The organism is Pseudomonadota bacterium (assembly GCA_013285445.1).
GTDB lineage: Bacteria > Pseudomonadota > Gammaproteobacteria > Xanthomonadales > Wenzhouxiangellaceae > Wenzhouxiangella.
Window position 1 is genome coordinate 973,660 of record CP053448.1, and the last position, 25,388, is coordinate 999,047.

26 protein-coding genes are annotated in these 25,388 nt (G+C 64.6%); 5 read left to right on the top strand and 21 right to left on the bottom strand.

The features are described from left to right. Positions 1–6 precede the first annotated feature (6 nt). From HND55_04485 to HND55_04555, 15 genes are all read right to left on the bottom strand, one after another. Positions 7–2,370: a glycosyltransferase family 4 protein gene (locus HND55_04485; protein QKK01981.1), complete on the bottom strand. Its 2,364-nt coding sequence runs from the start codon at positions 2,368–2,370 to the stop codon at positions 7–9. A 1-nt stretch (position 2,371) separates the two neighbouring features. Next, positions 2,372–4,117: a phosphoenolpyruvate--protein phosphotransferase gene (ptsP, locus tag HND55_04490; GenBank protein QKK01982.1), complete on the bottom strand. Its 1,746-nt coding sequence runs from the start codon at positions 4,115–4,117 to the stop codon at positions 2,372–2,374. Continuing rightward, entirely contained in the window at positions 4,114–4,383 is a 270-nt protein-coding gene (locus tag HND55_04495; protein ID QKK01983.1) for an HPr family phosphocarrier protein, read from the bottom strand. Before HND55_04495 ends, ptsP begins: the two co-directional genes overlap by 4 nt. Then, positions 4,380–4,757 (bottom strand): PTS fructose transporter subunit IIA, encoded by a 378-nt coding sequence (locus HND55_04500; protein QKK01984.1) that lies wholly within the window; start codon positions 4,755–4,757, stop codon positions 4,380–4,382. Before HND55_04500 ends, HND55_04495 begins: the two co-directional genes overlap by 4 nt. After that, the gene (gene rapZ, locus HND55_04505; GenBank protein QKK01985.1) at positions 4,754–5,626 is read right to left on the bottom strand and encodes an RNase adapter RapZ; all 873 of its coding nucleotides are present in this window, start codon (positions 5,624–5,626) and stop codon (positions 4,754–4,756) included. Before rapZ ends, HND55_04500 begins: the two co-directional genes overlap by 4 nt. Continuing rightward, complete coding sequence (hprK, locus tag HND55_04510; protein QKK01986.1) at positions 5,623–6,567, bottom strand: HPr(Ser) kinase/phosphatase; 945 nt, start codon at positions 6,565–6,567, stop codon at positions 5,623–5,625. The genes rapZ and hprK overlap by 4 nt, the downstream gene beginning before the upstream one ends. Further along, complete coding sequence (locus tag HND55_04515; protein QKK01987.1) at positions 6,564–7,034, bottom strand: PTS sugar transporter subunit IIA; 471 nt, start codon at positions 7,032–7,034, stop codon at positions 6,564–6,566. Before HND55_04515 ends, hprK begins: the two co-directional genes overlap by 4 nt. A 33-nt stretch (positions 7,035–7,067) precedes the next feature. Then, the gene (gene raiA / locus HND55_04520) at positions 7,068–7,391 is read right to left on the bottom strand and encodes a ribosome-associated translation inhibitor RaiA (GenBank protein QKK03985.1); all 324 of its coding nucleotides are present in this window, start codon (positions 7,389–7,391) and stop codon (positions 7,068–7,070) included. A gap of 311 nt (positions 7,392–7,702) precedes the next feature. Next, positions 7,703–9,115: an RNA polymerase factor sigma-54 gene (locus HND55_04525; protein QKK01988.1), complete on the bottom strand. Its 1,413-nt coding sequence runs from the start codon at positions 9,113–9,115 to the stop codon at positions 7,703–7,705. A 67-nt stretch (positions 9,116–9,182) separates the two neighbouring features. Further along, entirely contained in the window at positions 9,183–9,902 is a 720-nt protein-coding gene (lptB, locus tag HND55_04530) for an LPS export ABC transporter ATP-binding protein (protein QKK01989.1), read from the bottom strand. A 4-nt stretch (positions 9,903–9,906) separates the two neighbouring features. After that, complete coding sequence (gene lptA / locus HND55_04535; GenBank protein ID QKK01990.1) at positions 9,907–10,419, bottom strand: lipopolysaccharide transport periplasmic protein LptA; 513 nt, start codon at positions 10,417–10,419, stop codon at positions 9,907–9,909. Beyond that, on the bottom strand, positions 10,400–10,993 hold the full coding sequence (lptC, locus tag HND55_04540) for an LPS export ABC transporter periplasmic protein LptC (protein QKK01991.1): 594 nt from the start codon (positions 10,991–10,993) through the stop codon (positions 10,400–10,402). Before lptC ends, lptA begins: the two co-directional genes overlap by 20 nt. Further along, complete coding sequence (locus HND55_04545) at positions 10,990–11,517, bottom strand: HAD family hydrolase (protein QKK01992.1); 528 nt, start codon at positions 11,515–11,517, stop codon at positions 10,990–10,992. The genes lptC and HND55_04545 overlap by 4 nt, the downstream gene beginning before the upstream one ends. Continuing rightward, on the bottom strand, positions 11,514–12,575 hold the full coding sequence (locus HND55_04550; protein ID QKK01993.1) for a KpsF/GutQ family sugar-phosphate isomerase: 1,062 nt from the start codon (positions 12,573–12,575) through the stop codon (positions 11,514–11,516). The genes HND55_04545 and HND55_04550 overlap by 4 nt, the downstream gene beginning before the upstream one ends. Further along, on the bottom strand, positions 12,559–13,536 hold the full coding sequence (locus HND55_04555; GenBank protein ID QKK01994.1) for a calcium/sodium antiporter: 978 nt from the start codon (positions 13,534–13,536) through the stop codon (positions 12,559–12,561). Before HND55_04555 ends, HND55_04550 begins: the two co-directional genes overlap by 17 nt. Before the next feature lie 108 nt (positions 13,537–13,644). On the opposite strand from HND55_04555, the gene HND55_04560 reads away from it, so the two are divergent. Both HND55_04560 and murA read left to right on the top strand, forming a co-directional pair. Next, complete coding sequence (locus HND55_04560; protein QKK01995.1) at positions 13,645–13,887, top strand: BolA family transcriptional regulator; 243 nt, start codon at positions 13,645–13,647, stop codon at positions 13,885–13,887. Beyond that, entirely contained in the window at positions 13,887–15,146 is a 1,260-nt protein-coding gene (gene murA / locus HND55_04565) for a UDP-N-acetylglucosamine 1-carboxyvinyltransferase (GenBank protein ID QKK01996.1), read from the top strand. The genes HND55_04560 and murA overlap by 1 nt, the downstream gene beginning before the upstream one ends. 278 nt (positions 15,147–15,424) lie before the next feature. Here murA and yidD read toward each other — a convergent pair whose 3' ends face one another. After that, positions 15,425–15,682 carry a membrane protein insertion efficiency factor YidD gene (gene yidD, locus HND55_04570; GenBank protein QKK01997.1) on the bottom strand — a complete coding sequence of 86 codons (258 nt, stop codon included), beginning with the start codon at positions 15,680–15,682 and terminating at the stop codon, positions 15,425–15,427. Positions 15,683–15,824: 142 nt separating this feature from the next. Here yidD and dksA point away from each other — a divergent pair, with 142 nt between their 5' ends. Together dksA and HND55_04580 are read left to right on the top strand one after the other, a co-directional pair. After that, positions 15,825–16,193: an RNA polymerase-binding protein DksA gene (dksA, locus tag HND55_04575; GenBank protein ID QKK03986.1), complete on the top strand. Its 369-nt coding sequence runs from the start codon at positions 15,825–15,827 to the stop codon at positions 16,191–16,193. 114 nt (positions 16,194–16,307) lie between these two features. Continuing rightward, positions 16,308–17,333 carry an OmpA family protein gene (locus HND55_04580; GenBank protein QKK01998.1) on the top strand — a complete coding sequence of 342 codons (1,026 nt, stop codon included), beginning with the start codon at positions 16,308–16,310 and terminating at the stop codon, positions 17,331–17,333. A gap of 56 nt (positions 17,334–17,389) precedes the next feature. Here the strand turns inward: HND55_04580 and HND55_04585 are convergent, their stop codons facing one another. Both HND55_04585 and HND55_04590 read right to left on the bottom strand, forming a co-directional pair. Continuing rightward, positions 17,390–17,812 carry a SufE family protein gene (locus HND55_04585; GenBank protein QKK01999.1) on the bottom strand — a complete coding sequence of 141 codons (423 nt, stop codon included), beginning with the start codon at positions 17,810–17,812 and terminating at the stop codon, positions 17,390–17,392. Then, positions 17,809–19,188, bottom strand: coding sequence for a cysteine--tRNA ligase (locus HND55_04590; GenBank protein QKK02000.1), 1,380 nt, complete (start codon positions 19,186–19,188; stop codon positions 17,809–17,811). Before HND55_04590 ends, HND55_04585 begins: the two co-directional genes overlap by 4 nt. Positions 19,189–19,257: 69 nt before the next feature. Here HND55_04590 and pepQ point away from each other — a divergent pair, with 69 nt between their 5' ends. Then, entirely contained in the window at positions 19,258–20,583 is a 1,326-nt protein-coding gene (gene pepQ, locus HND55_04595) for a Xaa-Pro dipeptidase (GenBank protein QKK02001.1), read from the top strand. Between the two features lie 184 nt (positions 20,584–20,767). Here the strand turns inward: pepQ and HND55_04600 are convergent, their stop codons facing one another. From HND55_04600 to HND55_04610, 3 genes are all read right to left on the bottom strand, one after another. Next, complete coding sequence (locus HND55_04600) at positions 20,768–22,735, bottom strand: ATP-grasp domain-containing protein (protein QKK03987.1); 1,968 nt, start codon at positions 22,733–22,735, stop codon at positions 20,768–20,770. 166 nt (positions 22,736–22,901) lie between these two features. Beyond that, positions 22,902–23,696: an enoyl-CoA hydratase/isomerase family protein gene (locus HND55_04605; GenBank protein QKK02002.1), complete on the bottom strand. Its 795-nt coding sequence runs from the start codon at positions 23,694–23,696 to the stop codon at positions 22,902–22,904. A gap of 79 nt (positions 23,697–23,775) precedes the next feature. Then, a complete protein-coding gene (locus HND55_04610) occupies positions 23,776–25,383 on the bottom strand; it encodes a methylcrotonoyl-CoA carboxylase (protein QKK02003.1) in 1,608 nt (535 codons plus the stop codon). Between the last annotated feature and the right edge of the window lie 5 nt (positions 25,384–25,388).

Here is a 25,388-nt window from a genome sequence, read left to right on the forward strand (position 1 = left end):
TATTGGCTACCGGAGCTCGGCCGGTGTTCGGGTTCGCGCCAGCTGCCTGAACAGTTTGTCGTAGCGAGCGGCAATCGCCGGCCAGCTCAGCGCGCTGGCGAAGCGGTAGGCGTTGTCGCCAAGCTCACGGCAGCGCTCCGGGTCCTCAAGCAGCCTGGCCACGGTTTCGGCAAAACTGTCCCAATCGTCACGGATGAGCAGCTCCCGGCCGTCGGTCACGGGCAGGCCCTCACATCCTTTCGAGGTGCTCACCACGGGCAGGGCGGCGCCGAAATAGTCCAGAATCTTCATGCGTGTGCCGCCGCCGGCGATCAGCGGCACGATCGCCAGATCACAGGCCTTGATCGCGCCGGCCAGTTCGGGCAGGCTGCCGGTCAGACACAGGTCGGAATGAAACAGCGCCTTTGGCGGGTGGCTGCCGATGGCCAGCACCTGCGCCTGGTGACCGAGGCGCGCCAAACGCGGCAGGATTTCCTCGACGATGATCATCAATGCCTGATGATTCGGTTCATAGGAGAACGTCCCGTGATAGACCAGGATCGGCCGGGTCGGGTCGAGCTCGAAGCCGGCCCGGACATCGATCGGTTCGGCATGCTCGAACCCAGTCAGATCCACACCGTGGGGGATGGTGATTACCCGGGTCGATTCGAGGCCGGCATCGATCAGCGTGCGACGATCCCGCTCTGACACGCAGACCACCGCGTCCATGCTGTTGGCCAGTTTCAGCTCGATGCGCCGGAAGCGCTGGTAGCACGCCTCGCCGAGATCACTGATCTGTTCGCGCAGGCGCTGATATTCGACGTTGTGCTCGACCATCACCGCGCTGCTGCCATTGAGCATTCGACACAGGCGGGCGCTGTGGGCGTACGCCGGAAACTCGGCGAGGATCTGTCCGGCGTCGATCTGTCGCCCGACCCAGGCTGCGCGCAGGGCGTAGCCCGGGTCGTACAGTGGCCAGTACAGGAAGGCGTTGCTGCTGGGCATGCCACGCAACCGGTGCAGCAAGTGGCTGACGCGGCGCGGGAGTGCCAGTAGCCGCAACCATCGCGGCAGCGGTCGGCGAATCACCCCATCCGGAGAGACCTCCAGATAGTGGTCACGCTCGGCCGTCACGATGGCAACCGGTCGACCCTGCCGGGCCAGGCCGCGTGCGGTTTCGATGATCTTGACGGCGGCGCCGTGATCGGTCGGGAACAGATCGGCGCGTGAAATGACCACGACACCGTTGCCGTTCAGCCGACGCCTGAACGGGGCCAGCACGATGCGGCCGACCCGTCCCAGTGCATTGCGGCGCCGCGGCAGGGCCGAGGCCGTCGGTGCAGGGTCGGGCTTGCGCGGGACTGTTTGCCGAATGCGCCGCCGCGGATGCTCCAGCCAATCAAGCAGGGGCTTGGCGCTGGCCCGCGGGTCCAGTGCCTCGCGCGCCAGGCGCCAGGCACCAGTGGCCTTCTGGCGCCACACCTGCGGGGATTCGACTGCCTGGCTTAGGGCTGCCCGGGCAGCCGTAGGCGACGCCACCACCCAGCCAGCGTCATAGCGGCGGACAAGATCGGCCAGCGGCAGAAAGTCGTTGAGAATCAGCGGCAGGCCGGCACCGAGAAACGCCGTCGACCGAAAGGACTGGCTGAGCTCGCGTTCGAGGTTGGCCTCGGCCAGCTCGATGCCGACATGCGCGCGAGTGGCCAGATACGTTTGCCACTGAGCCCAGGGCATCAGCGGTTGCGCGTGAACGCCTGGATGATCGATGCCTGAAGGCCCGATACAGTGCAGTTCCATCCGGCCGCCGAGCCCGCAATCGAGCAGCGTGCGCAGCCAACGCTGGCTGTTGCGCCACGGCCAATCCCTGCCGCCGGTCGCAAGGACCAGCGGTAGCTGGTGATCCTCCCGCGGCGCAGGCGAGGGCGTGGCAGCCAGCGACACGACAGCAACCGGCACCTGTGAACGCAGATCGTCGCCGTTGGCGAGCATCCATCCGGCAATCATCAAGCGCTGGCGCGAGTTGCCCACCATGATCAGATCCGCGCGCTGCAGGGCCTTGCCGTAACGCTGGATGAACGATTCCGTGCCGCAAGGTTCGGCAAAGTGGTCCTCCAGCGGGCGCGGTGCGACGCAATCGACGGCGATCGGGTAGTCGAGGTTCTCAGGCAGCAGTTCAAGCAGGCGCCAGTAGCCAAGCAGGAGGGCATCGGGCCGGCAGTCATCAATCGCAGCGGCCAGTGTTTCGGTGGTCCAGTCCGCGTTCCAGCGCCGGATGACCTGCATGCCGTGGCCGGTGATCGTCTGCTCCAGGGTCATGTCGCGGACCTGGTTCCCGGTCGCGATCTGCGCCGCGTCAAGAGGCGCTTCTTCGGTCAGATAGGCAACGCGCACGTCAGGATTTGCCCCCGTGCTCGGCCAGTTCCTCGAGCAGGCGGTGCGAGCGGCGCCAGGCCGCATCGGCACGAAAGCGGGTGACGATGTCCCGGCAGGCCCTTGAGTCCGCTTCGATCAGGCTTTTCTTGACCGCGGCCACACGTGCCGGTGGCATGCTGAACTGACGCAGACCCAGGCCAAGCAGCAGGCGGGCGGCGCGCTCGTCTCCGGCCAGCTCGCCACAGACCGTCACCGGACGTTCATGCCGCCGTCCGGCCGCGGTGATGCGCTCGAGCAATTCGATGACGCCTGGCTGGGTCGGGTCGTAGAGATGGCTGACCAGTTCATCCTGGCGGTCTATTGCAAGCACGTACTGGATCAGGTCATTGGTGCCGATCGACAGAAAATCGAGTTCCGCGGCCATTTCCTCGGCGTTCAGCGCCGCTGCTGGTGTTTCGATCATGCCGCCGATCGGCAGGTCAGGGTCCAGATTGAGGCCCTCGTTGCGCAGCGACTCACGGCACTGAGCGATCAGCTGCCGGGCCTGGGCCACCTCATCGACGCTGGTCAGCATGGGCAGCAGAATGCGCACGGGTCCTTCGGTCGAGGCGCGCAGGATCGCGCGCAGTTGCTGGCAGAACAGGTCGGTCACCGACAGTGAAAGGCGCAGTCCGCGCAGACCGAGCGCCGGATTCGGACCGCGTGTCAGTGCCAGCGCTGATGGCAGTTTGTCACCGCCGGCATCAAGCGTCCGGATGGTGACCGGCCGCCCGTCGAGTATCTGCACTGCCTTGCGATAGGCGCGGAACTGGGCCTGCTCGTCAGGCATCTGCTCGTCGAGAAACAGGTACTCGGTGCGCATGAGTCCGATGCCCGACACGCCGGCGTCGACGCAGCGCTCGAACTCGATCGGCAGCTCGGCGTTGCCCAGTATCTCGAACTTCTGTTTGTCGATCGTCCTGCAAGGCCGCGACAGGTATTGGCGCAGCTCGACGCGGTGGCGCTGGCTGGCGGCCTGTTTCTCGGCGTAGTGGCGCTCCAGGCTGTCATCCGGGTTGACGAGCACGGCGCCGTAGTGGCCGTCGAGCACCACCGATTCGCCTTCCTCAAGCAGTTCGATGGCATGATGGACGCCGACGACCATGGGTATTTCCAGGCTGCGCGCGAGAATCGCGACATGCGACCAGGGCCCGCCGTGTTCGGTGATCAGGCCGGCCACCCGGCGCTGGCTGAGAATGGTCAGGTCGGCCGGGCTGAGTTCCACCGCCACCAGCACGGTGTCCTCGAGCCGATGCGGAATCTGGCTGCCCAAAACGGCGGCAGGCTGGTCTGCCAGCTCGCGCTGGATCAGCTGAACGACCTGCTCCAGATCCTCGCGCCGCTGCGCCAGGTAGTCGTCATCGAGTCTTCGGAACGCGTCTTGCAGCTGTTCGCTTTGCTGGGCCAGCGCCCATTCGGCGTTGATGCGATCCTGTTCGATCCGTTCGCAGCTGGCCTCAATCAACATCGGGTCACGCAAGATCAGTCGATGGGCCTGGAGCAGCTCGCGCGCGGTTTCGTTGCCGCTTTCCCCAATGCGCTCGCTGACGCTGGTCAGGAAGCGCTGACCGCGGCTGGCGGCTCGCCGAAGACGCTCGGTTTCGCCCTCAACAGCATCGGCGTTCAGATAGTACTCGGGCAGCGACAACTCGCCTGGCGTCAGCCGGTGGACCTTGCCCAGCGCGATGCCGCTGGTCACGCCGATTCCGGTCAGTGCCAGGCTCATTCGTCTTCTCCGAAGCGTTCGGCGACCAGGCGGGCGATGGCGTTTGCCGCCTCGGTCTCGTCAGGTCCGCTGGCCTCGAGCGTCAGGTCGCTGCCGCAGGGGGCGGCCAGCAGCAGCACGCCCATGATCGACTTGGCGTTGACCCGCCGGCCCTTGTGTTCCAGCCACAGCTGGCTGCGGTACGCTGAGGCCGCCTGCACCAGCTTGCTGGCGGCGCGCGCGTGCAGGCCCAGCCGATTGATCAGCTTGAGCGGCACGCGCGTCACGAGACCGTGATGCCCTGGTGCCCGCCAGTGCTGACCAGCTCTGCCAGAGCATCGGGAGCGCGGGCTGCATGATTGACGGCCTTGAGCAGCATGGGCAGGTTCAGCCCGGATACGACGCGGGTACGGGTGTCGCTGGCGGCTTCAACCGCCAGGTTGTGCGGCGTGGCACCCGGCAGATCGGTGATGACCAGTGCACCGTCGCTGTCGGCCCCCAGGGCAATCGCGGTGCGCACCTGGTCCAGCGCCTGCCCGATATTGGCCCGGTAACTGATCGCGACGCTGGTCAGGGTCAGAGGCCGGCCGAGTATATGTTCAGCCTCGCGCCGGACGGCCTCGCCGAGTCCATCGTGGGTGACCAGAATCAGACCGGTCACTGTTCGAGCTCGCGGTGGCTGGTCAAGACCCGCAGGCCATCCGCGCGCAGGGCCCGTGCCATCCGGTCGACCACGTAGACCGAGCGATGCTGGCCCCCGGTGCAGCCGAAAGCTACGGTCACCAGGCTGCGCTGGTCTTCGGCCAGCGCCGGCAGCCACCGACGCACAAAAGTCAGCACGTCAGTGCAGAATGCCCCGACAATCTCGTGTGATTCCAGGTAAGTCCGGACTTGTGGTTCGATGCCGGTATGGGCGCGCAGCCCGGGTTGCCAGTGCGGGTTGGGCAGACAGCGGGTGTCGAACACGAGGTCAACGTCTCCGGGTACGCCGTGCTTGTATCCGAAGGATTCCAGTACAACCGACTGAGCCGACTGGTTTTCGGCCACGCCGATGGCGCGCCAGACTTGACGGCGCAGCTGATGAATATTGCAGTCGGATGTGTCGATGGTCCAGTCGGCGCGTGCGCGTATGGGGTCGAGCAACTGGCGCTCGGCCTCGATGGCCGCCTCCAGACCGCCCAGGTCGCTCAGGGGATGACGACGGCGTGTTTCGCTGAACCGACGCAGCAGTACGCGCGTGTCGGTATCCAGGAACAGGAGCTGGAAGGCCGGATCGCCGGGCAGTGACTCCAGCAGCCCGGGGAGCCGGGACAGGCCCTCCGGGCCGCTGCGAGCATCGACGCCAATGGCCACCCGTGGATAGCGCTCAGGCCGACCCCGCACTTCCCTGGCCAGGTCGGGCAGAAGGCCACCTGGCAGGTTGTCGACACAGTAATAGCCGAGATCCTCCAGGGCATGCAGGGCGACGGTCTTGCCGCTGCCCGACAACCCGCTGACGATGACCAGAGAGACCGGCGGGGCGTTGTTCATGACTTGTCCGACAGCAGCCGGCCGTGACGTTCGACGAACTCGGCGGCCGCATCGAAGCCTTTCATGCGCAGCATGAAGTCACGAACCGCTGCCTCGGCGATCACGGCCATGTTGCGTCCGGCCAGAACCGGGAGGTTGATCTGCGGGATCTTCAGATCGAGCACCTGGCGCTGGCTGTCGTCGCCGTGCAGCCGGTCGCCGTCCTCGTCGCCGGGTCGCGGCAAGTGCAGGTGAATGATCAGGCGCAGATACTTGCTCGCCTTGATCGCGGCATCGCCGAACATGCGGCGGATGTTGAGAATGCCCAGTCCGCGAACCTCCAGACATTCCTTGAGCACCGGCGGGCAGGAGCCTTCGACGATGTCGGGCGTGAGCTGCGTGAACTCGGGCGCATCGTCTGCGATCAGCCGGTGACCACGGGTCAGCAACTCGAGCGCCAGCTCGCTCTTCCCGGTGCCGGCTTCACCGGTGATCAGGACGCCAATCGTGAAGATCTCCATGAACACGCCATGCAGTGTTTCGCGGCGCGCCAGCCGCCGGGAGACTTGGTACTCGAGAAAACTGACCAGCTCCCAGTCGGGCTGGGTCGAGGTCAGCAGCGGCGTGCCGGTTTCGGCCGCCTGCTTGAGCAGATCATCGGCCACTTCCAGTCCGTTGGCCACGATGATGGCCGCTGGCCTGGCGTCCATGATTCGCGCCAGGGACTCCCAGCGGGTGCGCGAGTCCAGGCTCTCCAACCAGTCGTATTCCTCGCGCCCGATGACCTGGATTCGGGTTGAATGAATCAGATTGAGAAACCCGACCAGTGAGGGGCGCGACCGGAAGCCGGTCGCTACCAGCTCACGCCGGTCCGCTTCGGACTTGCCGTTGATCCAGCGCAGCTCTAGGCGGTCGGAAAACTGCTCATAGAGCTCGGCCGGCGTCACGCGGGCGGGCGTCATGTTTCGTTGGCATCCGCGGCGTCGAGGGAGAGGATGCGCAGCAACTGCTCGGGCTGATCGGCCTCGCGCAGCCGACGGCGCTGATCCTCGCAACCGAGGCGCTCGGCGATTTCGGCCAACAGCTGCAAGTGGGCGTCGGTGCACTGGCTGGGCACGGCCAGCGCAAAGAACAGATCCACGTTCTTCTGGTCCGGGGCGTCGAAGTCGATGGCCCGCTTCAGGCGGATCAGTGCCGCGGCAACCGATTCCTGGCCCGCCACCCGGCCATGCGGTATGGCGACGCCATGCCCCAGGCCGGTCGACCCCAGCCGCTCGCGCTGGCACAGACTGTCAAAGATCTCCCGGGCGTCGGCGCTGGCGCTCGTCGCGGCCAGCATCTCAGCGGCCTTTTCAAGCAGAGACTTCTTGCTCGACACCGAAACGTCCACGGCAATCCGGTCAGACGCGAGGACATCAGCGAGTTGCATGGCAGAACCCCGTTGGCGCTGGAAACGTGCAGACTAGCCGAGCTGGGCCGATCCGGCGTGGCGGTGATGATCAGTCACCTTTCCCTTGTGGCGACGGACCTGGCGGTCGAGTTTGTCGATCAGGGCATCAATCGCCGCGTACATGTCGTCGGCGACTGCATCGGCGTGGATCGGGTTGGTTCGCCCACCGACGTGAATCGTGCCTTCGGCGGTATGCTCGAGCTTTTCGAGATGCAAGACGAAGTGGGCCGCGATCAGATGGTCGAAATGACGCTCGAGCCGGTCGGTCTTCTCGGCCACATAGGCGCGCAGTGCCTGGGTGATCTCAATGTTTTGTCCGGTGATTTCGAGCTGCATCATATTGCTCCTGTTTGCACGGGCTTTCAGGGAACGACTGATCAATTATGGCACGGCCGGCGGGTCGCGGAACATCTTGCGGGGCGGCAACAGTGGGTATGCTCGATGTGTTGTGCCGGCCCGCCCGGGCCGCGGCCTTGACCGGTTGTCGGAACGCGCCGCCGTTGTGTGAGAAAGCGCAGCAGATGAATCGGCACTTGTCGCAGATGTTCAGGCTTCATTGGCCTTGGCGAGGCCCGCTCCGGCCTGGCCAGAACTGATCAGGGTATATCCCATCTTATACCAATGCAGCCAGCGCGTGCGGTTGGTCGTCAAGCCGATTGCAGCTGCGCCGCGCGCCGGCGCTGAGCCGATCCGGGAATGCCGAGCTGCTCCCGGTACTTGGCGACCGTCCGACGCGCGAGCATGATCCCGGAGTCGGCCAGTTGATCGGCCAGGGCCTGGTCGGACAGGGGTCGACTGGCATCCTCGCCGCCGATCAGCTTGCGCAAGCGTGCCTTGACGGCTGTTGCGGCGACCTGGCGACCGTCGCTGGTATCGATGCCGACCGAGAAAAAATGCTTGAGCTCGAACGTGCCGCGCGGAGTGTGGGCATACTTGCCGGTGGTTGCACGCGAGACCGTCGATTCGTGTACGCCGACACGTTCGGCAACCTGTCGCTGCAGCAGCGGTCGCATGGCGGTTTCCCCCTCGCTGAAGAACGCATGCTGGGCCTCGACGATAGCGTGCGTGACCGACAGCAGCGTCTGATTGCGCATTTCGAGCCCGCTGATCAGCCAGCGGGCCTCCTGAAGTCGTTCATTCAGGTACTTCTTGTCTTCGCCCTGGCTTTTACGCGTCAGCCGCACGTACATGTCGTTGAGTCGCAGACCGGGTTCGTTGTCGGGGTTGAGGCTGACCTGCCAGCCGTTCTCCGACGGGTGAATGAAGACATCCGGCACGATGTAGTGCTCGTCATCGCGGCTGAAGCGTGAGCATGGATGCGGATTGCAGCGGCGAATGACCTCCAGCGCAGCCTGTATTTCGCTTTGCTCGACGCCGGTGGCTCGTGTCAATGCCGTCATGTCCTGACGGCCGAGCTCATCGAGATAGTGCTCGACCAGATGGCAGGCCAGTCCCAGCGACGGCGTACCGGAGGGCATTGTGCGCAGCTGCACGAGCAGGCATTCGCCAACGCTGCGGCTGGCCACGCCGACCGGCTCGAAGTGCTGGACGCGCTCGATCACGGCGGCGACCTCATCAGCCCCGACCAGGTATTCCGGTGCCAGTGAGGCCCGCAGTGTGGCTAGATCATCGCGCAAATAGCCCTCCTCGTCGAGGGCGTACACGATCGCCCGGGCAATGGCCTCGTCGGTCGGCGAGAAGTGCGCCAGGTTGACCTGCCACAGCAGATGCTGCTGCAGTGATTCATCGGCCCGGTCGCTGATGAACTCGTCGTAGTTGGGCGCCGGACCGGTCACTGAGTACCCATCCGGCAGATCGTCGAAACCGTAGTCTTCGGTCAGTTCGACCTCGACGTCCGTCTCCGTGCTGTCACGGTCCTCGGGCGCTTCGAGCGACGAATCATCGGCCCGCTCGAGCAGTGGATTGGTGTCCAGCGCCTCACGAATATGCTGACGCAGCTCGATCCGGTTGAGCTGGAGCAGCGCAATGGCCTGGCGCAACTGCGGGGCCAGCTTGAGTTTCTGGCCGAGCTTGAGCTGAAGACGGGCGCCGGTTTTCATGACCGTCATTCTACTTGACGTGCAGAACACGGGCCAGACGACAACCGTCCGTGGCAGGGGGGGTGGCCTAAAGCGAAAACTCGCGGCCGAGGTAGACGTTGCGCACCGTTTCGTCGGCCATGACCTCCGCCGGGCTGCCGTGTGTCAGCACACGGCCCTCGCTGATGATGTAGGCGCGGTCACAGATGCCGAGTGTCTCGCGCACGTTGTGGTCGGTGATCAGGACGCCGATATTGCGCTCGGTGAGCTGCTGCACGATGCGCTGGATTTCACCGACCGAGATCGGATCGACGCCGGCAAACGGTTCGTCGAGAAGGATGACCTTGGGGTCGGCGGCCAGAGCGCGAGCGATTTCAACGCGCCGCCGCTCACCCCCCGACAGGCTGATCCCGGACTGGCCTGCGAGATGGTCAACACTGAAGTCATCCATCAGCTGGGCCAATGCCTGGCGCCGCTGCTGCCGGTTCAGGTCGGCTCGCAGCTCCAGCACAGCCATGATGTTGTCGGCCACGGAGAGCCGCCGGAAGATCGATGCTTCCTGAGGCAGATAGCCCAGCCCGAGGCGGGCGCGCTGGTGCATGCTGGCGCGGGTGATGTCCTTGCCGTCGAGAATGATCTGGCCATCGTTCGGTGCTACCAGCCCGACCACCATGTAGAAGCAGGTGGTCTTGCCGGCGCCATTGGGGCCCAGCAGACCGACCACTTCGCCGGTCTCGACGGCCAGGGATACGCCGTGAACCACGGCCCGGCCGCGATAGCGCTTGGCCAGCTGTTCGGCAACAAGCACGGGATCAGCCCGGTGGCGGGTCGGTTTCAGCCGGCTTGTCGGCCGCCGGTCGGTCAGGGCCAGCCTGTTCAGCGTCGTTGGCCGGTGCCGGATCAATCGCGTCCGGCTCGATGATCATCTGGATCCCCCCCTCGCCTTCGGTCCGCTGGCTGTCCAGGTCGTAGACCAGGCGCTGGCCCGAGAACGTGCCGCGTGCATCGCGAATATAGGCGTCGCCGGTCATGATGATGCGATTGGCAAGCAGATCGTAGATCAGCTGGTCGGCATGTCCTTTGGCCTCGCCACCGTCTTCGGTTCGCGCCTGCCAGGTGGCCGGCTCTCCAAACAGTTCGATGCGCTCGTAGTTGCCGTCGGGATGATGGGCCTGACCCCGGTCGGCCTGCACGAGCAGATCTCCGCGAGCGATTCGCACATTGCCTTCCAGACGGGTGGTGCCGCGATCGATTTCCTGAACGCCGCTGTCGGCGTCGATGCTGATGGTCTGGCTTTGCGGCAGTTCAGCCGCCGCCAGGGCCATCGTCATCATCGCTGCCAGACAGGACAGCAGGCTGGATTTCACCTTTAACATGACGGGTCAGCTCTATGACGTTGGTATCGAGTTGTATGGTCAGACCACCTGCACGCAGCCAGGATCCGCTCTGATGCACCTCGACCGGACCTCGGGAAGTGATTGTACGCGTACCGCGCTCATAGCGCAGGTGGTCGGTCTGGATGCGGATTTCGCCACGCGGGTCATGGTGGCGCAGTTCAACGTTGTGTTCGAGCTCGACAACTTCGCTGTCGCGCAGCACGCGCCCGATGTCGGCCCGGCCTCGCCAATTGGCGTTTTCCGGTTCGATGTGGAAACGCGGCAAGTGCAGATAGCCAACGCGCTCGGTCGATACATGTTCCAGTCTCGGCCCCGACAGCAGCAGCTCGACCTGACCCCGGTCATCGCGGAAGCGGGCATGAAACTCCTCGAGCGTGTAATCGAAGCGGGTGTCCGGCGCCGTCAGCGCGGGATGGGGTGCTTCGCCAACCGGCAGCCACCAGCGAACTGCCAGTGCAATGGCCAGCGCCAACGCCGCGATGATCAGGATGCGTCCGCTCACTCGTAGCTGCGCTGCCAGTCGCCCAGCGCGCCGCGGGCCTCGAGCAGCAGCTCGCAGATTTCACGGACCGCGCCACGGCCGCCTGGCTGAGCCGTGACCAGGTCGACCCGGGCGCGGATCCAGGGGCTGGCATCGGCCGGGGCAAAGCGCAGGGCGCACTGGCGCATGGCTGGCCAGTCGACGAGGTCATCGCCGGTAAAGCATGCCACTTCCGCCGACAGCCCCGTCGAATCGAGCATCTGCTGAAGCGCTTCGGCCTTGTCGTCACATCCCTGAATGAGATGTGGAATGCCCAGCTCTCGAACGCGCCGGACGACAACCTGCGATTCGCGGGCCGTGATCACGGCCACCTCGATCGCCTGGTTCATGAGTGCCTTCAGCCCCAGGCCGTCGCGTGTATGGAATGCCTTGATCTGTTCGCCACTGTCGGACAGGTACAGTCGGCCGTCGGTCAGTACGCCATCGACATCGAAGACCGCCAGGCGGATATTGCGTGCCCGCTGGAGCAGGTCTTCGCGGCTCATACGACGCCGGCCTGCAGCAGGTCCTGAAAGTTCAGCGCGCCGACCAGTCGGCCGTTCGTGTCAGTCACCAGAACGCCCTGGATGCGGTGATGCTGCATCAGCTCGACGGCGGCCGCGGCCAGCTCGTCCGGGCCAATGGTGCGCGGATCGGGCGTCATGATGCGCTCGACAGGCGTGTGGCGGATGTCCCCAAGCTGGTCGACGTGACGACGCAAGTCACCGTCGGTGACAATGCCCATCAGGGTACTGCCGTCATCGACCACCGCGCACATGCCCAGCCGGCTGCGCGTCATCTGCATGATCGCCTCAGCAACACTGGCGTCGGCGGTGATGGTGGGCAAATGTTCGCCAGTATGCATGATATCGCTGATGCGCAGCAGCAGGCGCCGGCCCAAAATCCCGGCCGGGTGCGAACGGGCAAAGTCTTCCGCGGTGAATCCCCGCGCGTCGAGCAGGGCAATCGCCAGCGCATCGCCCAGAGCGAGCTGGGCAGAGGTTGACGCGGTTGGCGCAAGACCCAGCGGGCAGGCTTCGCGGTCGACGCTGGTGTCCAGGTGCACGTCGCTGTGCTGTGCCAGGGTGGACTCGGGCTGTCCGGTCATGGCAATCAGGCCGACCCCCAGTCTCTTGATGCCCGGCAGCAGCCGCAACAGCTCCTCGGTCTCGCCGGAATTCGACAGCGCCAGTACCAGGTCATCCGCGCGAATCATGCCAAGGTCGCCGTGACTGGCCTCGGCCGGATGAACAAAGAACGCGGGAGTGCCTGTAGACGCGAGCGTTGCCGCCAGCTTGTGCCCGATATGGCCGGATTTGCCGATGCCGGTCACGATCAGGTGTCCAGGACAAGCCAGAATGCGACGGCAGGCGTCGACCAGGGCATCATCGATGCGACCGGCCAGCGCCTGGATGGCGCGCGCCTCGGTCTGCAGAACCTCCGCGGCCGTTTCCAGCAGTCGTTTCGGATCAATGTTCATTGGGCCGATTCTACTCCTACTGTTGCATGCGCAAGATATCCGGGCGGTTCCCTGAACGGGCTGGCGCTCAGGCCAGCAGTGCATCGAAGATCACCAGTGCCTGGTATCCGATATAGCTGGCAAACAACAACAAAGCGGCCGGTCGTGCAATCTGGCCGGGGCCGTGCCGGCGCCAGACAAAAAGGAACAGAACGAGGGAAATCAGGAACATGGCGCTAGTGTCGCGGTGGAGCAGCACGGACTCGATCTGCATTGGATGCAACACGGCGGCGATGCCCAGCACGCCGAGCAGATTGAACATGTTCGAGCCAAGGATGTTGCCGATGGCCAGGTCGTCTTCCTTCTTGATGGCGCAGGCAGTTGCCGCGGCCAGCTCCGGCAGGCTGGTGCCCAGCGCAACCACCGTCAGTCCGATCACCGCCTCGGACACGCCGGCAATCAGGGCCAGCGTGACCGCACCCTTGACCAGGATGTGGGCGCTCAGCGGCAGAACAAGCAGACCGATGCCGGTCCACGCCAGCGCCGGACCGGTCGCCATGTCCTGCGGTACCTCCTCGGCCAGGGTTTCGGTCAGGGGGTCATGACCGTTGGTTCGTATCGCCAGAACGACCATGCCGCCGACCAGCGCGAGCAGCCCGCCCAGCAGGACGATGCCGTCAAAGCGGGTCAATTCCAGATCCCACATCAGCAGCAGCGTCAGCAGCATGATGGTGCTGAGCACGGGGATTTCGCGGCGCAGCGTGATGCTCTCGACCTGCAGGGGGTAGATGATGGCGGTCAGGCCGAGAATGAGGCCGATATTGGCAATATTCGATCCGATCGCGTTGCCGACGGCCAGCGAGGGATTGCCGCTCAGCGATGCCATTGCCGAAACCAGCATTTCCGGCGCCGAGGTGCCGAAGCCGACAATTGTCAGACCGACAATCAGTGTCGGCACGCCAATATTACGCGCCAGGGCCGATGCGCCGGTCACCAGGCGGTCGGCCGCCCAGATCAGGAGCACAAAGCCCGCGGCCAGTTGCAGCAAAGCGATGGACAGGGTCATGCAGTCGAATTGTATGGGTTGGTAGTTAGGTTGATCGGGCAATCGGTTACACTAGCGCGACCGGCTTGGACGCTGGTTTGCCGGCCCCCACTCACGGCCTGAAAGCCCATGGACGTCACAGCAATCGAACAGCGTATTCTACAGGCAATACCTGGCGCGCAGGTCAAGGTCGATACTCCTGATCAGGTGCACTACGTGGCCCGTATCGTCGCAGACGAGTTTGCCGGTCGATCCCGGATCGAACGGCACCGTCTGGTGCATGCCGCAATCGGACCGGAGCTGGGTCGCGAGATTCACGCGTTGAGCCTTGATCTGAAGAGCCCGGACGAGGCCCGTCATCAGGACGGCTGATGGCCAGAATCGAAGTGACAGGTGGCCGGGAGCTCAGCGGAAGCGTTGAGATCTCCGGCGCCAAGAACGCCGTTTTGCCAATCCTGATGGCATCCCTGCTGACCGATGAGGTCTGCACGCTGCGCGGCGTGCCGCACCTCAAGGATGTCACCACCACCATGGAGCTGCTCGGCCAGATGGGGACCAGCATCTCTCTGGGCGATCGCCTCAGCGTCGAGCTGGACGCCGGACAGCTGGGCAGCGTCGTGGCACCCTATGACCTGGTCAAGACCATGCGCGCCTCGATCCTTGTGCTCGGACCACTGCTGGCTCGACGCGGTCGGGCACAGGTTTCGCTGCCGGGCGGCTGCGCGATCGGGGCCCGACCGGTTGATCTGCACCTCAAGGGGCTGACTGCCCTGGGCGCGGAAATCTGCGTCGAGTCCGGCTACATCGTTGCGCGAGCCGATCGGCTCACCGGCGGCCGTGTGGTGCTCGATACCGCCACCGTGACCGGCACCGAGAACATCATGATGGCCGCGACCCTGGCGCGCGGCACGACCGTCATCGAAAACGCCGCCCAGGAGCCTGAAGTATCGGACCTGGCTGAGTGTTTGATCAGCATGGGAGCCGGGATTGACGGTCACGGCACGAACACCATCACGATCGACGGACGCGACCACCTGGCGGGTTACGACTACACCGTTCTGCCTGACCGGATCGAGGCCGGGACGTTTCTGACTGCAGCGGCGATGACCGGGGGGCGGGTGCGCACCCTCAACGCCCGCCCCGACACCTTGGATGCCGTGCTTGACAAGCTCGAGCTGGCCGGTGGTCACATCACCACCGGCGAGGCCTGGATCGAGCTCGACATGAGAGGGCGACGGCCGCGGGCGGTCAACGTCACAACGGCCCCCTATCCGGGTTTTCCGACCGACATGCAGGCCCAGTTCACGGCGCTCAATACGATCGCCGAAGGCACCGGTGTGGTGCGCGAAACCGTCTTCGAGAACCGGTTCATGCATGTCCTGGAGCTGCAGCGCCTCGGCGCCGACATCCGGCTCGAGGGCAATACGGTGGTGATCCGCGGTGTTGAAGCACTGACCGGTGCGCCGCTGATGGCCACGGACCTGCGCGCATCGGCGAGCCTGGTGCTGGCCGGGCTGGTGGCGCGCGGAAAGACCGTGATCGATCGCGTCTACCATATCGACCGGGGTTACGAAAACATCGAGGAAAAGCTCCGGCAGCTGGGCGCTGACGTCCGGCGCCTGCCCGGTTAGTATTAACCCGGCAGGTATGTAGATCGCATTCAGCCGCAGTTTGGCTTTCGGCAGCAAGGCAGCGAAACGCCGCTGTAGCATTCCTACAGCAAGTTTCGATAACGCAGTCTGCCGCAAGTCACGCTGCGGCCTGTCATTTAAATTTAATCGGTGAGGGGCTTCAAGCAGGGCCCGACTCTGCGTTCTCACTCTTGCCAATGGAACCACCATTGCCGGCGAGCGACGCCTTGATTCGGACCCTGCTTGAAGCCCTGAATGTGATCTACATGCCTGCCGGGTTAATATTGACCGTGCCGGCCTGTTGTCGAAGGCCTGTGATCTTCGTGACCGGGAACCGGATCCGGGCCGCCGGGGCACAGCGGATGGCAGCGCAGCAGCCGTCTAAGCGCCAGCCAGCTGCCGCGCCAGGGCCCGTAAAGCTCAAGCGCCTGGATGGCATAGACCGAGCAGGTGGGCTCGAAGCGGCACTGGCCGCCGATCCAGGGCGAGAGCAGGTAACGGTAGGCGCGAATCAGCGCAATGAGTAAAGTCTGCATGGGCTTGCCTGATGGTCCCGGGTAGGATATATAATTGCGGGTTTTGCAACAACCACTATATTGAGGCGTTCGCTCGATGCCCAGCAAGAGCAAGATTGTCGAAATTCCCGAGGACTACAAGCCGTCCGAAGACGAGACGTACATGTGCCCCGAGCATCTGGAGTATTTCCGTCGCAAGCTGCTCACATGGCGCAATGACCTGATCGAGGAGTCCCAGGAGACGATCAATAACCTGCGTGGCGAGGTCCGTGATGTCGGCGATGAGGCCGAACGTGCCAGCCGCGAAACCGAAAACAGCCTCGAGCTTAGAACCCGCGATCGCTATCGCAAGCTGCTCGGCAAGATCGATCAGGCGCTGGCGCGGGTCGAGGACGGCAGCTACGGATACTGCGAGGAGACCGGCGAGGAAATCGGTCTGGCCCGCCTGGAGGCGCGCCCGATCGCCACGCTGTGTCTGGATGCCCAGGAGCGCTGGGAACTGAAGCAGAAGCAGATGCGTGACAGCCGCTGAGACCGCCCCTGCAGTCTGGGCCGTTTCGTGATTCCGTCACTCTTGTGGCGACACGAATCTGGTAAGCTTTAGCCGTTGTAACTCCTTTCCTTCTCACGCATCGGGAGCGCTGCCATGAGATTGTTTCGCGTTTTGACCGTTTTGCTGAGCCTGGCCATCGCCGGCTCTGCGCTGGCCCAAACCGGTTCCGGTGTTCATGACGATCGCTGGTACCTTGGCGGTTCGCTTGGCTACGTTGATCTGGATCGCGATCGTCTGACCGAGAGTTCGGATATCGTTTACGGAATCAATATCGGCCGCTTCTTCCTGCCTCGCCTGAGCCTGGATCTGAGACTGGACCGCTATGAGCCGTCATTCCTGTCGGCCCCGGCAGGCACCAGCCGCGACTTCGACCTGTTTTCCTACGGGCTGATCGGGCGCTATCACTTCGCCGACCCGAAAGGGACGAGCCCCTACGTGATGTTCGGCACCGGTCTTCAGGAGCACGACAGCTACCTCGATGATGGGCGCGATATCTTTGGTACGTTTGGCGTCGGCCTGTACCATCCGTTTGGGCATCGGGCGTTCATGCGGCTGGAAGCCGAATATCGCTACGACAATGACCGCGATACCTTCGGTACCTCCGGCGGTCTGACCGATCTGATGCTGCATCTGGGTCTGAACGTGCGCCTTGGTCCGGATCCGGCGCCACCGGCGCCACCGCCCCGGCCCGAGCCGACACCGCCAGCGCCTGCACCTGAGCCAGCGCCTGCACCCGAACCCGAACCCGAACCTGAACCGGAAGTGCTGTTCGAATTCAGCGCCATGGTGACCTTCGAGCTGGACTCGGCGCGGCTGCAACCCTCAGCAGTCGCCGAGCTCAACGAGGCAGTGGCGCTGATGAATCTGCACGAGGCGCTCACGCGTGTCGAGGTGGCCGGCCACACCTGTGATCTCGGCCCGGAAGCCTACAACCAGGGCCTGTCCGAGCGGCGGGCTCAGGCCGTGCGCGACTACCTGGTCCAACACGGCGTTGGCGCTGACCGGCTGGTGGTGCGCGGGTATGGGGAAGATCGGCCGAAGGTGCCCAACACCTCCGAGCGCAACCGCGAGCGCAATCGCCGCGTCGAACTGGTCGTGCTGGAGCGCAGCGACCGCTGATCGCCCGCACCCCGGGTGGCCCGGGCAGCTCTGCCAGGGCCACTCGGATCGGGCGCTCAGGCGCTTTGTTCGATCATCACCTGCGCCCGACGCCGGATCTCGCCCAGCATTGCGTTGAGTCCGTTGGCGCGAGTCGGAGAGAGGTGCTCGCTCAGCCCGATCTCATTGATGAATCGCGGCTCGGCCTCGACGATGTCGCGTGCGCTGCGTGCCGAGTAGACCCGCAGCACCAGGGCAATCAGCCCGGAGACAATGGCGGCATCGGAATTGGCGCGAAAAACCAGCCGGTTCGCGTCGCCCTCGGAGAGCAGCCAGACGCGCGACTGGCAGCCGTCGAGCAGCTTGTCGTCGGTCATTTCCCCAGGGGCGAGTGGCGGCAGCTTGCGGCCCAGGTCGATCAGATACTGATAGCGGTCCATCCAGTCGTCGAACAGACTGAACTCCTCGATGATTTCGGACTGGGCCGCTTCAATGCTCATCGGTTCAGGACCTTCCATTGCGTGCCTTCCGGGCCATCTTCAAGTTCAATGCCCTGCGCCGCAAGCTGATCACGAATGCGGTCGGCGCGTTCGAAGTCGCGCGCCTTGCGGGCGGCTGCGCGTTCGGCAATCCGGCGCTCGATCTCGACGGAATCGACCTGCGCGACAGCACGCTGCTGCTGGAACCAGTCCGCGGGCTTGGACTGGAGCAGACCGAGCAGACCGGCTGATGCCTGCAGGCGCTGCGAAAGCCGTGCGCGCGCTTCTCCGGCCTCCTCGCTTGCCAGACGGCGCGCCAGGGTGTTGATGACGGCCAGTGCCGTTGGGGTATTGAGATCGTCCTCGAGCGCTTCAACCAGCCCGGGCTCGGGCTCGGCAGCAGCCGGTGACGGCGGATGATCGCGCAGTACGCCGTAGAGCCGATCCAGCGTGGCGCGGGCCTGCTCAAGCGCCTGCCCGGACCAGTCCAGAGGCTGGCGATAGTGTGCCGAAAGCAGGACATAGCGCAGCACCTCGCCGGGCCACTGCTTCAGCAGCTCGTGGACAATGAGCGTATTGCCGAGTGATTTCGACATTTTGCGCTTGTCGACGGTCACAAAACCATTGTGCATCCAGTAGCGCGCAAATGTTTCGGTGCCGTGAGCACAGCGGCTTTGAGCGATCTCGTTTTCATGATGGGGAAAGACCAGATCCTGCCCGCCAGCATGAATATCGATGGTCTCCCCGAGATGCGCCGCGCTCATCGCCGAGCATTCGATATGCCAGCCCGGCCGACCCCGCCCCCACGGGCTGTCCCAGCCCGGCAGGGTATCGTCGGAAGGTTTCCAGAGCACGAAATCACCCGGGTGCCTCTTGTAAGGTGCCACCTCGACCCGTGCGCCGGCGATCAGTTCGCGCCGGTCGCGTTTCGACAGGCGGCCGTAGTCGGGGAACTGTTCGATATTAAACAGCACATGCCCTTCGGCAGCGTAGGCGCAGCCCCGTTCGATCAGCCGTTCGATCATGGTGACGATGGCGTCGATGTGCTCGGTTGCGCGCGGCTCGACGCTGGGTCGGCGCACGCCGAGCGCGGCCATGTCCTTGTGATAGATGGCCGCATAACGCCGGGTAATGACCTCGATGGGCACATCCTCGGCCGCGGCCGCGGCGTTGATCTTGTCGTCGACATCGGTAATGTTGCGAGCGTAGACAACTCGTTCGAAGCGCCGCTCGAGCACCCGGTGCAGCAGGTCGAAAATCACCGCCGGCCGGGCGTTGCCGATATGGGCGTAGCTGTAGACCGTGGGCCCGCAGGCATAAAGCGTGACCCGGCCTGGATCGAGCGGGACAAACTTTTCCTTGCGCCGCGTGAGCGTGTTGAAAATCTGAATGCTCATTGATCGGAGAAATGGCGTTGACGCGCTAGAATGACAAGAGACGAAGTCTAACCCAAGAGGTACGTTGCCATGCCCAGTCCGGACGCCTTGCTCTATGGCCGTCATATCGAGCAACGCAGTCGTGAGCTCGACGCCATGCTGGCCGAGCTCGGATACGACGGTCTGCTGATTCACTCCGGTCGCCCTCAAAACCGGCTGTTCGACGATCAGCCGCCGCCATTTCGGGCGCATCCGCCATTCGTGGCCTGGGTGCCGCAGCCGCTGGCTGCAGACAGCCTGCTTGAGCTGCGTCCAGGCTGCAAGCCGAGGCTGTGGTACTGTCAGCCGGACGATTTCTGGCATTTGCCTCCGACGGTCCCGCCTGACTGGTGGAGTGAGGCGCTGGATATCGAGATCGTCAATGCGCCGGAGGACTGGCATGCGTGTTTCGCCGGCCGGCGGACGCTGGCCGCGATCGGTGACGGGAATGCGCTAGACAATGTGCTGGGTGGCGCTGATCTCAATCCGCCCGAATTGCTGTGGCGCCTTGACCAGGCACGCACCCGCAAGACGGCCTGGGAACGTGAATGTATCGCGCAAGCCAATCGCCGGGCCGTTGCCGGACACCGTGCTGCGGCAGCCGCGTTCGATCGCGCTCAGTCCGAGCTGGGTATCCACCTGGCTTATCTGGCCGCTGTGGGTCAGGACCAGGACATGCTGCCCTACAACAGCATTGTCGCGCTCAATGAACATGCAGCCGTACTGCACTACCAGTATCGGGACGCAGGTACGCCGACCGAGCGACACAGCTTCCTGATTGATGCCGGTGCCGACTGTCATGGCTACGCCGCCGACATCACGCGTACCCGATCGGCGTTCGACAGCGGCGACTTCCGGGCGCTGATCGATGCCATGGACGATCTGCAGCAGCGCCTGTGCGCCGCGGCACGACCTGGTGTGTCCTTTGTCGACCTGCATCGTCAAGCCCATCTCGGAGTCGCCTCGATACTCCAGGATGCCGGCATCGTGAACATGGCCGCTGCCGATCAGGTCGAGACCGGGGTCAGCGCATCTTTCCTGCCACACGGGCTGGGACACTTTCTCGGCGTACAGGTCCACGATGTGGCCGGCCAGGTCGATGAAGGCGGACAGCCGCTGCCGCCGCCGGATGTCTGGCCGATGCTGCGGCTGACGCGAGTGCTGGTGCCGGGCAATGTGCTGACCATCGAACCGGGTTTGTACTTTATACCCAGCCTGCTGGAACGGCTGCGTGCAAGTCGGTATGCCGACCGCGTCGACTGGTCGGCGGTGGCGGCGCTGGCGCCGTTCGGCGGCATCCGCATCGAGGACAATATCCTGGTCAGCGAATCCGACCCGGTCAATTTCACCCGCCTGGCCTTCCTGGAGTCGTCATAGCCTGCAGATCTTCGGCGCCCGCGGGCAAGCCCGCAAGGAGCACCTGACGTGACCGCCCGCGGCGCCGCGATGGCTCGGCCTAGACTCACATACCTTCACAACCGGGCCTGGCCGGCAAATACCTCCGGGACTCTGCATGAGGCCGGAATGATGAGTCCCGGGTAACCGGGCAGCGACAAGCGCTTCAGCTGGGCTCGACGACCAGCAGCATGGCATCGGCCTCGACGATTTCGTCCAGGCCTACGGCGAGTTCGGTGATCGTGCCATCAACAGGGGCCTTGATGGCCAGCTCCATCTTCATCGCTTCCATGATCAGCAGGGTCTCGCCCTCGGCAACCGACTGGCCGGTCGTGGCGCGAATCTCGAGGATCTTGCCCGGCATAGGGGCAAGCAGTCGCCCGTCGCCGGCACCGCCTTCGACCACGGCCTCGAACCGGGCGTGGCGGACAACGGGCCAGCGGCGGCGATCGAGGCAGACTTCCAGGCGATGCTCGCCGGCGGCATGGATCTGCAGACGGCGGCCCCGGCCACCAAGGGTCAGGCTGAACTCGCTCTCGCTGAGCCTCTGCATGCGCATCGGGTGAGTTTCATCGTTGATCTGCAGGTCGTAGTCGCCCAGACAGCCGCTGGCCTCGAGGATCACGCGGCTTCCGGCACACTCGATGTCCAGGGATCGTCTGACCGGCTCGCCGAGCCGCCAGCTGTCGCGGATGTCCCAGGGCGTCAGACCGCCTGCAGCCGCCTCCTGCATGAGCAGCCAGCGACCGGCTGCTGCGGCAAGCACCTCCAGCGGGGGTTTGCCGGCATCCAGGATCGCCGCCAGGTCGCGATCGAGCATGCCCGTGTCGATCGCAGCCTCGGTAAAGACCCCGGAGCCGGCCAGGGCCTGCAGGAAGCCGAGATTGGTGGCGGGACCAGCGACGAAACAGGTCGCCAGGGCCTGGTTGAGTCGGGCCAGGCAGGCCTCGCGCGTGCTGTCATGAACGACCAGCTTGGCGATCATCGGGTCGTAATGCATGCTGACCTGGTCACCGGAAATTACGCCCGAATCGATGCGCACCCGGTCGCTTTCAGGCAGCACCAGCGCGTCAATACGCCCGGTCGACGGCACGAAGCCCTGATCGGGATCCTCGGCGTAGATGCGCGCTTCCATGGCATGGCCGCTGGCGCGGATTTCGTCCTGCCTCAACGGGAGCGCTTCACCAGCGGCGATGCGCAACTGCCACTCGACCAGATCCAGGCCGGTAGTCAATTCGGTGACCGGGTGCTCGACCTGCAATCGAGTGTTCATTTCCAGGAAGTAAAACGCCTCGTCTTCGACCATGAACTCAACGGTACCGGCGCCGACGTAGTCGACCGCTTTGGCCGCCCTGACGGCGGCGGCCAGCAGGTCTTGCCGGATGCGCTGGTCCAGGTTGGGCGCAGGCGCCTCTTCGATTATTTTCTGGTGCCTGCGCTGGCTGGAGCAGTCGCGCTCGAACAGGTGGACCGTGGTCCCGTGGCCGTCGGCAAAGATCTGGGCCTCAATATGCCGTGGACGCTCAAGGTAGCGCTCCAGGATCATGCGTTCGTCGCCAAAGGCGCCGGATGCCTCGCGCCGCGCGGACTTCAGTGCCTCCAGGAAGTCCTCTTTCGAACGGACCACGCGCATGCCCTTGCCGCCGCCGCCGGCCGCCGCTTTCAGCATCAGCGGGAAGCCGACGCGCCCGGCCTCCTTCATCAACGCGTCGTCGGCCTGGTCGTCGCCGTGGTAGCCGGGGATCAGCGGCACATTGGCGGTTTCCATTCGCGCCTTGGCCGCTGCCTTCGAGCCCATCAGTTCCATCGTTTCCGGCGCGGGTCCGATCAGGATCAGGCCGGCATTGCGCACGGCCCGGGCGAAGCCGGCGTTTTCGGCCAGAAAGCCGTAGCCGGGGTGGATCGCCTCGGCGCCCGTGGCGCGGGCCGCCTCGATGATGCGGTCGATGTCGAGGTAGGACTCGCGCGCCGGCGCCGCCCCGACGTGGACGGCGCGGTCGGCCAGGCGCACGTGGCGGGCACTGGCGTCAGCATCGGAATAGACGGCCACCGTTTCCACGCCCAGGCGGCGGCAGGTGGCGATGATGCGGCAGGCGATCTCGCCTCTGTTGGCAATCAGAACGGTCTTGAACATGGTCATTTGAATATTGGAACCACGCAATAGCACGGAAAAACACGGAAGAGAGATCGGGCTGCTGGTGCATCCGCGCTGCAAATCGCGCCCCTGCAAGTTCGCAAGGGGATCAGTTTCCTTTCTCTTTCAATCCGTGTCATTCCGTGTTTTCCGTGGTTCATGGTTTTCAGGAATCGCCCGCAACCCACGAGGGCTTGCGCTTTTCGAGGAAGGCGTTGAGGCCTTCCTGGCCTTCGCGCGAGACGCGCAGAGCAGCGATCAGCTCGGCGGCGCGGTGATCGGTTTCAACCGGGTCATGGCGGCCGCTGGCGATGGTGTGGATCAATTCCTTGCAGTGGGCCTGGGCATGTGGCCCGCCGGCCAGCAGCTGCCTGATCCGGCCGCTGATGTGGTCGTCGAGCTGGCTTTCGGCAACGATGTCGCCGACCAGACCGATATGCATGGCGCGCTCGGCGTCGATGCGATCGCCGGTGAGCATGTAGTGGCGCGCCTGATTGATGCCGATGCATGCAATCACGAACGGTGCAATGGTGGCTGGTGCCAGGCCCAGTCTCACCTCCGTGAGCCCGAACTTCGCTGTATCGACTGCAACGGCCAGGTCGCAGCAGGCAATCAGCCCGACGGCGCCGCCGAAGGCATGGCCGTTGACGCGCGCAATGGTGGGGCAAGGCAATTGGTCGAGTTTTCTGAGCATGGCCGCCAGGCGCCTGGCGTCATCGCGGTTTTCTGACTCGGAGGCCCTGACCATGGCCCGCATCCAGTTCAGATCGGCGCCGGCCGAAAAGCTCGTGCCCTCGCCGGTGAGGACCATCACCCGCGCATTCTCGTTGACGGTTCTGTCGAAGGCTGCCGAGAGCTCGGCCACCAGCTCGGCGTTGAAGGCGTTGTGCACCTCGGGCCGGCTGAGCGTTACCGTGGCGACGCCGCGATCGTCGATATCGAGATTCAGTAGTTCAGTCATAGCAGTAGGAATGCGGTTTACGGTTTACGGTTTACGGGGAGGCTTCGGCCAGGTTTTCCGTAAACCGTCTCCTGTCTCATTACATGCGGAATACGCCGAAGCGTTCGCGTTCGATCGGCGCGTTGGCTGAAGCCGCGATCGCCAGACCCAGGACGCGGCGGGTGTCGACCGGATCGATGATGCCGTCATCCCAGAGTCGCGCCGTGGCGTAGTAAGGGTGCCCCTGGGTTTCATACTGGTCTCGGATCGGCATTTTGAACTTTTCCTCCTCGTCTTCCGGCCATGCTTCGCCGCGGGCTTCCAGGGCGTCACGCCGCACCGTGGCGAGCACGCCGGCGGCCTGTTCGCCGCCCATGACCGATACCCTTGCATTCGGCCAGATCCACAGGAATCGGGGCTGGTAGGCACGGCCGCACATGGCGTAGTTGCCCGCGCCGAACGACCCGCCGATGATGACCGTGAACTTGGGCACATGCGAGCAGGCCACGGCGGTCACCATCTTGGCACCGTCCTTGGCGATACCGGATTGTTCATATTTCTTGCCGACCATGAAGCCGGTGATGTTCTGCAGGAACACCAGCGGAATGTTGCGCTGATTACACAGCTGGATGAAGTGCGCGCCCTTCTGGGCTGACTCGGAAAAGAGAATGCCATTGTTGGCCACAATACCGACCTTGTAGCCATGAATGTGGGCGAAGCCGCAGACCAGGGTGTTGCCGTAGCGGGCCTTGAATTCGGAAAACTCGGAACCGTCGACGACGCGGGCAATGATCTCGCGCACCTCATAGGGGTAGCGCGTATCGTCTGGCAGGATGCCGTAGATGTCCTCGACCGGCCAGGCCGGCTCGATCGGCTCTCGGGCCGTGCCGAACGCCGGCGCGGGCCGGTTGAGGTCGGCCACCAGGTCGCGGGCGATGGCCAGGGCATGCAGGTCGTTTTCGGCGAAGTGGTCGGCGACGCCCGACAGGCGGGTGTGCACGTCGGCGCCGCCGAGCGTCTCGGCATCCACTTCCTCGCCGGTTGCGGCCTTGACCAGCGGCGGGCCGCCGAGAAAGATCGTGCCCTGTTCCCTGACGATGATGGCCTCGTCGCACATCGCCGGCACGTAGGCACCGCCGGCCGTGCACGAGCCCATCACCACCGCGATCTGCGGGATGTTCTTCGCCGACAGCCGGGCCTGGTTGTAGAAGATGCGTCCGAAATGGTCGCGGTCGGGAAAGACCTCGTCTTGCAGCGGCAGGAAGGCGCCGCCGGAATCGACCAGGTAGATGCAGGGCAGGTGGTTTTCCAGCGCAATGTCCTGCGCGCGCAAGTGCTTCTTGACCGTCATTGGCAGGTAGGAGCCGCCCTTGACCGTGGCGTCGTTGGCCACGACCATGCATTCGACGCTGTTGATCCGCCCGATCCCGGCCACGACGCCTGCCGAGGGCGCCTCATCCTTGTACATGCCGTTGGCCGCCAGCGCGCCGATCTCGAGGAACGGGCTGCCGGGGTCGAGCAGCGTGCGGATGCGCTCGCGGGCGAGCAGCTTGCCGCGGGCCTCGTGTTTCTCGCGCGAGCGCTCCGGCCCGCCCAGCGCCGTCTGCGCCAGCTTTTCGCGCAGATCGGCGGCGAGCTGGCGGTGATGCTCGGCGCGGGTGAGGAAGTCCGCGTCCTTGCGGTTGACGTGGCTGTCCAGGCGGGGCATGGGCA